The sequence below is a fragment of the Pseudomonas sp. genome (assembly GCF_028293835.1).
Lineage (GTDB): Bacteria > Pseudomonadota > Gammaproteobacteria > Pseudomonadales > Pseudomonadaceae > Aquipseudomonas.
Genome location: NZ_JAQGNX010000025.1, coordinates 22,685 through 33,875 on the forward strand (window position 1 = coordinate 22,685; position 11,191 = coordinate 33,875).

Genomic DNA, 11,191 nt, shown 5'->3' on the forward strand with positions numbered 1-11,191 from the left:
AAACGCCTATGCTGCTGAAAGTCGATACAGTCGCTGTGCAAGCCAATGAGGAATTTTCAATGTTCTACGTTCAACGCGATGCACAAGGTTTGCTCGTTCGCGTAGAAGCAGCACCTTATGCCGGGTCAACCGACATGCTTGCGGCCGATGACCATGAGATTCAGGCCTGGTTCGCCAATGAAGTGGTAGAGAACAGCCTTAATCAGCTCAAGCAAAGCGACATGGAGATGATTCGGGTACTCGATGATTTGATCCAGGTGTTGACCAGCAAGGGCGTGATTCGCGTAACCGACCTTCCCCCTGCGGCACAGGCCAAGCTTATGGACCGGACTCAAGCCCGTGAAGCGCTGGGTGGCTTAAGCCATTTGATCAATGATGATGAAATGGGTTTGATTTAAAGCAAATCTCATCGGTAGGAGCCAACTGGTTGGCTCCTACCGATTGCAGTGATTGTTCCCCCTACAGTTTCCACGGCGCTGGCTGACCAAACAGTTGGCCTTGCACGCCTTGTATACCCATCTCACGAATGACCTGAAACTCACCATCAGTCTCTACGCGCTCGGCTATCAGCGGCAGGTCAATGCTGTGGGCCGCGCGCTGAATGGCTTCGATAAACAACCGTTTATGACTTTCTTCGTCGATGGCGCGAATGTAGCTGCCGTCAATTTTCAAGTAAGCGAGTCCCAGATGAGCCAGGTTACCGATCATGCTGAAGCGGCCGCCGAAATGCTGCACCGCCAATGCGAATCCAAGCTCGCGCAAGCGCCGGGTAAGTTGCTCCAATACCGTCTGCTCGGGCAATTGCTCTTCGCCTATTTCCAGGGTCAGCCGGTTGCCGAATCGCGCATAACGCTTGAGCGTTTCAAAGATTTGATTCAGCGCAGTCGGGTCAGCCAAGGTCGCGGCTGAGAGGTTCAGTGCCAGCGCCTGGTTATGCAGCGTCATCTGCTGCAGAACCAGTTCAAGCATGAGCTGGTCGAGCCGTGTCGACCAGCCAAAACGTTCCAGCCAAGGCAGGAATCGGCCCGCCGGAATGGTCTGACCCTGGTCATCAAGCAGCCGCGACAGTACTTTGTAATGCAGCACCTGCGCCGGGTTACGGCTGTCCACCACGGGCTGGAAGAACAGTTGGAAACGTCGCTGAGTGAGCGCCTGATCGAGCAAGGTGTTCCAGGTGTGCTGATCATCGCCCAAGGTGACAGCGGCGCTGTGTTCGATGCAACTCCAACTGCGCTCGCCCTCGATCTCGGCTTGAGATAACGCTTGATCAGCCAGCCCCAACAACATTTGCGGCGAATCACCTGGGCTGTAGGGCGCCAGTCCGATATGAGCCACCGGGGTAACGTCCGAGGCGCCGGTGGCCTGTAGGCTTAGCAGCGCGCTTTCGAGATTCTGCGCCAGCAATAGCGCCTCGGCACGCATCAGGCCCGGGGCCAATACGGCAAACTCGCCCCCTCGGCTACGGGTGATGAGGTTGTTGGTTTCCGGATAGCGCGCACACTGGCGAACCAACAGTTCGCTGACCGCCTGAAGCAGCTGATCGGTACGTTTGCCGCCCAGTCGCTGATTTAACCCTGCCAGGTCTTTGACCCGTACCAGCAACAAATAACCCGAACTGGCTTCTTCTTGATTGCTGACACGAGCATTGAGCTGCATTTCGAAATAACGACGATTGGCCAAACCAGTAAGGCTATCTTGGTAAGACTCGATCCGTAATTTCTCACTGCGGTCGGTGCTTTCCTGAAAAAGCGCTTTGAGTTTTTCGACCATCTGGTTCATCGCCTGTACCACCCGGCGCAATTCCGGCGTACTGGGGAGCTCAGACAAACTCAGAAACTCGCGTCGGCCAATGGCATGAGATTGCGCGACCATATAGTCCAGAGGCTTCAATTGTCGGCGCAGGAGCATGGCGCCGAGTATCGCGCTGACCAGACCGCAGACCACCAACCAGCCCAGGCTACCGAGCGCACTGTCCCACAGCTTTGCCAACGCAAACATCGGGTGGCTGACCACTTCAACACGCGCCGCTTGCTGCCAGCCGCGGCTGACAATCGCATCGCCACCGGCCGCTTCCAGCCCGATCAGCTTGACGAACCAACCCGGCACATTTCCGCTGTCAGGGGCACCGGAGCGCTCGACGATGACGTTGTGGGTGGCGAGGTCGATGACCCGAATACTCGAATAATAGCCGCTGTCGAAGATCGAGCTGACCATCAACTCGACCATAGTCGGATCGTCAATGTTTGGCGTCAGCGACAGCGCCAGCGACGTCGCCGCATCTTGGGCGTGTGAGCGCAGCTGATTGACGTATTGCGCGCGCGAGCTTTCCACGCTGACCATGAAACTGCCGCTGAAGGCGACCACCAGAAACAGACAAATCGCGAGCAATAACTGTTTAAACAGAGACATCAGAACTCCTAGAGATCAGGCTCGGCCGGGAAGCCTTCGGCCTGCATCTTTTTCAACACATCCTGCCAGCGTGACAGTCGTTTCGTATCGCCCACTCGTTTATTGCCGTTGGCACCCGGCAACCATAAACCTTCACCATTGAAGGCGTAGACCGGTAATAAGTCGGTTCGTTGGCTGGCGGGTTTGATCTCATTGATAAGGCTATCAAGCACCAACGGTTCCGCATTCGGACCTGAGTAATACGTCAGCACCATGTGCGCGCGATTGAGGCGCAAGGCTTTGACGTAAGTGATCAAGAGTTTGTCATTCGGCACCCCTAAACGCCGAAGGCTAAAGTACTTGGCAATTGCATAATCCTCACAATCACCGGCACCTTTCCACAGTGACTCGATAGGCGTCGCCCAATAATCGGTCTCGTGCCAGTTATCAATGTCTTCTACATAGCGCATCTGGTGATTAAAGAACTGGTTGACCACTTCGAGCTTTTCTTTCTCACTGACCTGCTTCTCAGTCGATAACAGCCGCTGCCAGGCATCTATTCGAGCGCGCCCCGCGCCTAAAGGGCCATACAGGGCCTCGGCCTTGCGGCTGATAACGGAAAAGTCCCAATCGGCATTCAGGCTCCCTGCCAGCATTATGCCGGTCAGTAGCAGCGCGAAGGAGAGCCAATACCCTAGATAACGGGTTCGCTGCGACCGATTAAAAGCAAAACGTCCTGCCACTGAAATTAGTCCGTTCGGTCATCCGGGAACCGGTCGATGGTGCAGGTTCGATCCGGAAAAAACAATGGCATCCTGCAATCACCCATACCAAGTGTCTGATGCGCCTGTCGGGTTCAAATTTGGCCTGTAAGATGTTCCATCCTCGCGGATGCCGCCACGTCGGCCAACAATAAATAAACGCGTTGCTTCTTTCTTTAGCTGAGAAAAATCCAATTAAACCAAGTGGTTCTACTATTACCGGCTATTTTGATAAGGGTCGCAAAGCACCGTGACGCGCCGGGGTGGATTGGATCCATTGTTTCCGTAGCTGTAGGAGTATAGGTGTGCAGGAGACCGATAAAGAAGGCTGGCTGAGTTCAATTTTAGGAAAGGAGCAACCACCCTCCCACCTTGCCAGGGCGGTAATAGAGGAAAAGTTGCGTAACGCCATACTCGACGGGCGTATTCCCAGTGGAATAGCGTTACGCCAGCAAGAACTGGCAACACTGTTCGGCGTGAGCCGTATGCCGGTTCGCGAAGCACTGCGTCAACTGGAGGCGCAGTCATTGGTCCGTGTCGAGCCTCATAAAGGCGCCGTGGTTGCACCCTTGGTAGGTGAGGACGCGGTTGAAGCGTATAGCCTGCGCTTATTGCTGGAGGCAGAGGCCCTGCGGTTGTCGATTCCGCTTCTGGACGCACAGGATATAGCCGTCGCCCGCACCTATATCGAGATGCTTGAAGCCGAAACCGATTACACCCAGATGGGAAAATTAAATCGCCTGTTTCACATGGCGCTTTATCACAGAGCACCCAACCGAAGACTGTTGCGCTTGATCAAAGACGGCTTGGACGAAGAAGAACGGTTCCTGCGTTTCAATCTGTCAGCCATGGGCCTGGGTGAGTTGGCGCAGGACGACCATTGGGCGCTGCTTAATGCCGCCTCGGATAAAGATATCAGTGGGGCCATCGACATACTCAAGCACCATCTTAATCGCGGCGTCGAAGCCATCAGCCATTATCTGCATCATGGCCCGTGCGCCGTTGCACATAAAATTATCCCGCCCCAAAAAAACGATATCTGACTGTTTGCGCACTGCCGCAAAGATCCCTTCAGTCGGACCAACTGCAACCCCGGCGCCCGCCTGGGTTGCGTGCTGAGCCATTGTCTTGATACTGCGCCGCCCTTTATTTGCGGCGTCCCCCTCGCAAATAAGCTTCACTTCTCCTCTGCAGGTTTGAGCGGTGTTATCACGCCTTCCACTACGGTGGCGGCTGACGCCCGTCTGGAATCAGGCAAGATCAGACGTTGCCAACGAATGGCATTGATAGCCGATGACGTCTTGCCGATAGGCAGACTCGCTGGCAACTGAAGGATTTTCAAAACACACATGGAAGCCATTCAAGGAGTTCGTCGAATGGGCAGAAACTGACTGGTGGTCATCCAGCCGGGCCCGAAATATCAAACCATAACATTTCCGCCCTAGAGCATGATGAGCGACGTAAGTGACTCATTAATAATTGTTCTGACGTTAATGCGTCGGAAGGTGTGCTCGCGCCCTGATAAAACTTATTCACTCAGTTTTATCCGGACACCTATTAGTTGAAAAACAGGGCCTATAAAATATATTAAAAATTACTTGCCCTGCTCTTTTGAAGTGTTCTAGATTTTATTCCGTTGTCATGCCGACCTGGCAGTACAGCCAAGTCTGTTCGGTAGTGAATTCGCTGCTCATGCCGTGCAGTAGGGGCCTGCAATGCCAAACCGTCGTTATTTCCTGGGATTTCTCAGGGACTTTGCTCGCCTGTATTAATGATTATTACTCCTTACCGCCTCAATGGCCATGGACTACTCACTCAACTAAGGATTCTTCTATGACTGGTCAAAAACTTTATCTCGATCGTAAAAAAGCGGAACTTAGTGCGCACCCAATTTTTGCAGAAATTGATTCGATACATGTATTAAGACGCTTCATGGAAACCCATGTGTTCGCGGTATGGGACTTCATGTCCCTGACCAAACGGCTACAACAAGAATTGACCTGTACTCAGCTCCCTTGGCTTCCCCCCAAAGACGCCAAGGCTGCACGCTTGATTAACGAGATTGTGTTGGGCGAAGAGTCAGACGACAAATTGACCCAGGGACATTACAGCCATTTCGAATTGTATTTGGATGCCATGCGTGAGGTGGGCGCCAGCACACATCAGGTCGAGCGTTTCGTTGAGTTGCAGCAAGACGGCGTCAGCTACGAAACCGCATTGCATAGCGTGAATGCCGGGCAAGCCGCGTGCGGCTTCGTCAAACAAACCCTGGATACCGCGCTGTATGCACCTGCTCACCGGGTCGCCGCAGCCTTTCTGCACGGTCGCGAAAGCGTCATCCCGCAAATGTTTCAGCGCATTCTCGACGACTGGGGAATTACCGCCCAACAAGCGCCGATTTTTCGCTACTACCTGGAGCGGCACATCGAAGTCGACTCCGAAGATCACGGCCCAGCGGCGCAAGAACTGCTAGCGCGGCTGGTGGATGGAGATGAGCAACGGCAATGTGAGGTCTACGAATCTGCCATCGCCGCAGTGGAAAGCCGGATCGCGTTCTGGGACCGGCTGCGCCTAAGCATGCGTGCCGAGCAAATGGAGGCCAGCGCATGAACGCCAAAGACTATGTGTCTTTCGCCGATGCCTGGGAAAGCCGTGCGACGATTCGCACACGCCCCCGCCGCATGGTGGAAAACGACACGAAGCTTATCTACCCGCTAAGCCGTCAGCCGCTGGTCCTCAGCGATACATTTACCCGAGAATGCGCCCATCTGCGTGATTTTGCCTTGGTGCAAAGCCTCTACAAGTTCATCAACGATGTGGTGATTTTCGAAACAGAGATCGTCGATAAGACCGCGCGCAGTATTGCCAAAAACCGTTTCACGATTCGCTTTCCGTTCGCCTGCCGTTACGACGCAATGACTGTTGTGGTAGATGAGGATTATCACGCACTGGTGGCGATGGATTTTCTGCAACAGACGATCGCCCTTACCGGCATTGAGCCTATCGAGCTGCCTGACGAAATTGAATTGAGTCGGGCTATTCCTGGCGCGGTGGCCTTGGCTCCTGCTCATCTGCGCAGCGCCGTCGAATTAATCTGCGTCGCAATCGCCGAAAACACGGTGACCCATGATGTCGCCGCATTCGCCAAGGATGAGTCGGTCAAGCAATCAATTAAGGGGTTGATGGCCGATCACTTACTCGATGAAGGACGCCACTCCGGTTTCTGGTCACGGCTGGTGCGTATTTATTGGAGCTCTGCGCCGGAATCGGATCGCGAGTGCATCGCGCAAATCATGCCGATGTTTATCCGCCAGTACCTGACCAATGACATTCAGAAGGGTTTCGATTACGACCTGATCGACCATCTGCAAATCGCCGGGACGATCAAACAGCAACTGAAAGATGAAGCGCTGGCAGTGACCTTCCCGATCAATAGTCACCATCCGTTGGTGGGCAACATCGTGCGCTTCTTCAATACCAGTTCGATGCTGGAGTCCGCCTGCGTACGACGTGCGCTGACTAACTATCTGCCTAGCCATTCGAGCAGTCGGGGTCAGCCGCTATGAAACGACTGGAGATCGTACTCATAGGCCCAAGCCTGGCACTGAAAGCATTGGCCACGGAGTTGGAAGAGCATGGGCATTGTCTACGTTGCGTACTGGATTTCGAAGCTCTGGATCCGCACGCGCTAACGGACGACTGCCTATTAATCGAGGACCAAAGTTTTGCGCTTGCTCCTCAGCAGGAAAAAGCCTTCGGCATATTTTCTCGATTGACTCTGTGCATCGCAATGGGCCAGGTCAACGAGGATGGGCTGCCACAACTGGAGTTGTTGTGCTGGTTCGTCAGGCTGAACGTGCGCCGCTTGATATCTCGGGTGTCGCTGCCTTGGGAACCGTCGGGCAATGGCCGTGTACTGCGGGATTCGGCCATGGCTGGCTTGGTCGACCTGGCGACGCTGCACGTCAGTCGTTTGTCCCGCGAGGCTGGGTATCTTCTTCAAGCGCCTGTCGTCGAGCCGTCCCACTTGTCCAAGCTCCAGGGTCTGCAAACGCTCGAACAGCTCGCGTTTGAACATCGTTTCAACCGCACAGCGCGACCTCATCTGCTCGCGTTGGCTGAAGTACCGTTGATCGAGCGGCTGGATCAAAGCTTCCTGAGATTCGCCGAACGTACTGCGTTGAATATTGCGGGGCAGACGATCAGCTATGCCGCCCTGCACGCGCAGAGCCTGGCGATTCAACAACGGTTGCTGAGGGTGTTAGCAGGGCGGACTTCAACATCGGATGACGGTTTGCCGGTGGTGGGCATCTGCCTACCGAAGTCATCCGCTTTGTTTGCTGGAATTCTCGCCATCCTTGGCAGCGGCGCCGTGTACTTGCCACTCGACCCCAGCCAACCCACCCAGCGTCAGCGTTATATCCTGGAGAACGCTGGTGCCGTACTGCTCCTTCACGATGGGCAGCACCCCCTCGTCGATCAATGGCCGGGACTGGATATTAGTCAGTTGGGAGCCAATGACACCGATCCTACTTGCTCATTGATGCGTCGCCGCCCTTCTTCTGACGCGCCGTGCATGGCGCTCTATACGTCCGGCACCACCGGCCATCCCAAAGGCGTATTGCTCAGCCAGCGCAACCTCAGCCACTTCACTGCCTGGTACGCCGAGCACGTCAGCCTGTCTGAACACAGCCGCGTGCTTCAATTCTCGACACTGAGCTTCGATTCGTCGGTGATCGATATATTTCCAACCCTGCTCAACGGTGCGGAGTTAGTGGTGCCTACCGAAGACCAGCGACGCGATCCGTTGTTGTTACTCAGCGTGATCGGACAGCGCATCAGCCACGCCTTCTTGCCCCCTGCGTTATTGAGCATCCTTCCCCTCGATGGGCCGCTGGGGCTGGACCATCTAATGACGGGAGGCGATGTTTGCGAGCCCTACGTCATCGAGCGCCTCGCCGGGCAATGTTGCTTCTACAACCTTTATGGGCCGACCGAAGCGACTGTGCTGATTACGTCGAGGCTGTTCCGCGCTGGGAGCAGTAATCGCAACCTGGGTCAGCCGATTGCCAATAGCCAGGTATTTATCCTTGATGAACAGTTCCAGCCGGTACCAGAGCACACTCCCGGCGAGTTGTTTATCTGCGGACCGGGCGTGTGCCTGGGCTATGTGAATAACCCTGCGCTGACCGATGAACGTTACCCCACCCTTCTATTGCCCAATGGACAGGGCGTGCGGGTCTACCGCACCGGCGACATCGGCAAATGGACTGCCGAGGGAATCGAGCTGTGCGGGCGGCGTGATAATCAAGTGAAGATCCGCGGGTTTCGCGTTGAGCCTGAAGAGATCGAGCATTGCCTGCGCGACAGCCAGTTGTATCGACAGGTTGCGGTGGTGGTCGACGCACAGCGACGCATTCTGGCGTTTGTCGCCCAGCCCCAAGATGAGGCCGAAGTGTCGCGCCAGGCGCTCAGGTCACATGTTGAACAGCAGCTACCGGACTACATGCGTCCTACGGCCTACACCGAACTGACAAGCATGCCCTTCGCCACTAACGGCAAAGTCGATCGCAAGGCGTTGCTGGCGCTTCCTGTGAGTGTTCTCGACGTTCAGTCACGGCGGTTACCGGAAACGCCGGTTGAGCAACGACTGCTGTCGTTATGGGCTGAGCTGCTGGAAATGCCGGAGGGTGATATCTCCACTGACGAAAGCTTTTTCAATCTGGGTGGTCATTCAATTTTGCTGTCACAGATGCTGCTGGGCATTCGAGAGCAATTCGGCCGAAGTATCTCGATCAACCGCTTCATCGAGGCGCCTATGCTATTGACGCTAGGGTCGCTACTCGACAATGACGCCGCTCAATCTTCGTCTTATACCGTCAGCCCGCAGGCGCTGCAGGACGCGAATCCGGCTCTGGACCTACAGGTATTGCCGGTCAGTCGGATGGGCGATGTACACAAGGTGGTGGTCACCGGAGCAAACGGCTTTCTCGGCGTGCATATCGTCGAAGCGTTGCTGGCGTGGGGTGCAACGGAGGTCGCCTGCCTGGTTCGTGAAGGTGCTGGGCTAAGTGCGCAAGCACGCTTCGCTAAAGCGTTGCGGGAAAACCGACTGGAGCATCTGGACCTTACCAGGGTGACGGTGTATTCCGCCGATATTACCCAGCCACTGTTAGGCCTGAGCGCCACAGACTACGAGCGCCTTGATCGTGAGTTCGGCGCCCTGGTGCATAACGCAGCCAACGTTAATCATGTTCAGAATTACGAGACGCTGATTAACGATAACGTCGCGCCCATCTTTGAATGCCTGCGGTTCTGTGAAGGGCGCAGCAAGAAAATCTTCAACTTTGTCTCGACCCTCTCTGCTTCCAGTGCCATCGATTCCACCGGCAATGTGCTTGAACTGCCGGCTGCAGACACTCCCCCTATCTATATCAAGAATGGCTACAACCTCTCTAAATGGGTCGCCGAACGCATTCTGCAAAGCGCCAGGGAACGAGGCGTGTGGGCAAATATTTATCGGCCGGGGAACATCGCCTTCAATAGCGTCACCGGTGTTTGCCAGCCACACAAAAATCGATTGATGTTGATGCTGAAGGGCTCGATTCAATTAGGCCAGGTACCGGAGTTTTCCATGAACTTCGACCTGATGCCGGTGGACTTCCTTGCGCGCTTCATCGGTTTTCATTCGAGCCGTTATCAACCCGGCCATGCAGTCTTCAATCTGCACAACCCTGAACCATTGAGCTGGAACAGCTATGTGGCTGCATTTCGTGCAACGGGTCGTGAGTTCGAGATGGTCAGTGTTGCCCAGTGGCAGCAGCAACTTAGCCGGGTCGACAGCGAGAACGCCTTGTTCGGCGTGCTGGGGTTTTATCTCGATGGCTTTGAAGAAGACATCGGCGACATCTCGATGATCGAGTACGACAACGCTCAGGCCGGCATACGGCAGATGGGCGAGCGTTATCCGTTGAAGACCGATGCGCTGTTGCGCAAAGGCTGCGATTACCTGAAAGAAATCGATTTTATCTAACCCACTCGATGGAGAACATCATGACTAACTTCAAGACTCGTAATAACTTGCTGCCCGACACGCTGATCAAGAATCCGGAAGGCGATCAGGTGGTGTCAGCGGTACAGGTTCCTGCCGATGCGCGAAGCGTATGGAAGGTTGTTGGAGATTTTTCAGGGTTTCCGGCCTTCATTCCGGCGCTTGATTCATGTGAGATGAACGGCGACGGCGTGCGCTCGGTACGCAAAAAGCTGTTCAAGGACGGCAACGTTGTTATCGAACAGCTTAATTCACGCGACGATCAGGCTTGGTTTATGACGTGGTCACTGATCTATACGACGCTGCCTATCGGCAACCTTTGGGCCTCAATGACGGTGGCGGCGCAAGGTGATGAACAATGCATCGCGACGTGGAGCATCGTAGGTGAACCCTCCGATGCCTGGCCGGATTCGCCTGCAGCATTTCATGGGTTTTTGCAGGGCTTTGCCGATGACGCGATGAACAACGTACTCAAGCTGTTCTCGTAAAGACGGTATTCGGCACGGGCTTTTAAACCCCGCAAAAGACAAAACCCCTGTCTGCTTGCGCAGACAGGGGTTTCGGAATTCAATCTTGACGATGACCTACTCTCACATGGGGAAACCCCACACTACCATCGGCGATGCACCGTTTCACTGCTGAGTTCGGGATGGGATCAGGTGGTTCCAGCGCTCTATGGTCGTCAAGAAATTCGGGTGCCGATCCGTTACCAGGTAACGTGCCAGCGAATTTCGGTAACTCTCACTAAAACAAAACCCCTGAACGCGTAAGCGATCAGGGGTTCTGGAAGTTAATCTTGACGATGACCTACTCTCACATGGGGAAACCCCACACTACCATCGGCGATGCATCGTTTCACTACTGAGTTCGGGATGGGATCAGGTGGTTCCAATGCTCTATGGTCGTCAAGAAATTCGGGTGCCGAAGTGCTTGTCCCTTGCGGGGCGTGCACGTCAGCCAAATGGGTAGGTGATAGATCTGTGGGTCTTGC

At 54.8% G+C, this 11,191-nt stretch carries 8 protein-coding genes and 2 rRNA genes; 6 read left to right on the forward strand and 4 right to left on the reverse strand.

The features are described 5' to 3' along the window. Positions 1–59 precede the first annotated feature (59 nt). Entirely contained in the window at positions 60–398 is a 339-nt protein-coding gene (locus tag JWR17_RS03530; protein ID WP_299828368.1) for a tryptophan synthase subunit beta, read from the forward strand. Positions 399–459: 61 nt separating this feature from the next. On the opposite strand, the gene lapD is transcribed toward JWR17_RS03530, so the two are convergent. Beyond that, positions 460–2,409, reverse strand: coding sequence for a cyclic di-GMP receptor LapD (lapD, locus tag JWR17_RS03535; RefSeq protein ID WP_299828370.1), 1,950 nt, complete (start codon positions 2,407–2,409; stop codon positions 460–462). An 8-nt stretch (positions 2,410–2,417) separates the two neighbouring features. Next, positions 2,418–3,131, reverse strand: a complete 714-nt coding sequence (lapG, locus tag JWR17_RS03540) for a cysteine protease LapG (RefSeq protein ID WP_366944131.1) — start codon at positions 3,129–3,131, stop codon at positions 2,418–2,420. Between the two features lie 323 nt (positions 3,132–3,454). Here lapG and JWR17_RS03545 point away from each other — a divergent pair, with 323 nt between their 5' ends. From JWR17_RS03545 to JWR17_RS03565, 5 genes are all read left to right on the forward strand, one after another. Then, positions 3,455–4,192: a GntR family transcriptional regulator gene (locus JWR17_RS03545; protein WP_299828371.1), complete on the forward strand. Its 738-nt coding sequence runs from the start codon at positions 3,455–3,457 to the stop codon at positions 4,190–4,192. A 790-nt stretch (positions 4,193–4,982) separates the two neighbouring features. Further along, complete coding sequence (locus tag JWR17_RS03550) at positions 4,983–5,759, forward strand: DUF3050 domain-containing protein (RefSeq protein WP_299828373.1); 777 nt, start codon at positions 4,983–4,985, stop codon at positions 5,757–5,759. Further along, positions 5,756–6,715, forward strand: coding sequence for a diiron oxygenase (locus tag JWR17_RS03555; protein WP_299828375.1), 960 nt, complete (start codon positions 5,756–5,758; stop codon positions 6,713–6,715). Before JWR17_RS03550 ends, JWR17_RS03555 begins: the two co-directional genes overlap by 4 nt. Then, a complete protein-coding gene (locus JWR17_RS03560; protein WP_299828377.1) occupies positions 6,712–10,182 on the forward strand; it encodes a non-ribosomal peptide synthetase in 3,471 nt (1,156 codons plus the stop codon). The genes JWR17_RS03555 and JWR17_RS03560 overlap by 4 nt, the downstream gene beginning before the upstream one ends. A 20-nt stretch (positions 10,183–10,202) precedes the next feature. Continuing rightward, positions 10,203–10,688, forward strand: coding sequence for an SRPBCC family protein (locus JWR17_RS03565; RefSeq protein ID WP_299828378.1), 486 nt, complete (start codon positions 10,203–10,205; stop codon positions 10,686–10,688). A gap of 83 nt (positions 10,689–10,771) precedes the next feature. Here the strand turns inward: JWR17_RS03565 and rrf (JWR17_RS03570) are convergent. Both rrf (JWR17_RS03570) and rrf (JWR17_RS03575) read right to left on the reverse strand, forming a co-directional pair. Continuing rightward, positions 10,772–10,887, reverse strand: a 5S ribosomal RNA gene (gene rrf, locus JWR17_RS03570). A 107-nt stretch (positions 10,888–10,994) separates the two neighbouring features. Then, positions 10,995–11,110, reverse strand: a 5S ribosomal RNA gene (rrf, locus tag JWR17_RS03575). Positions 11,111–11,191: the final 81 nt, after the last annotated feature.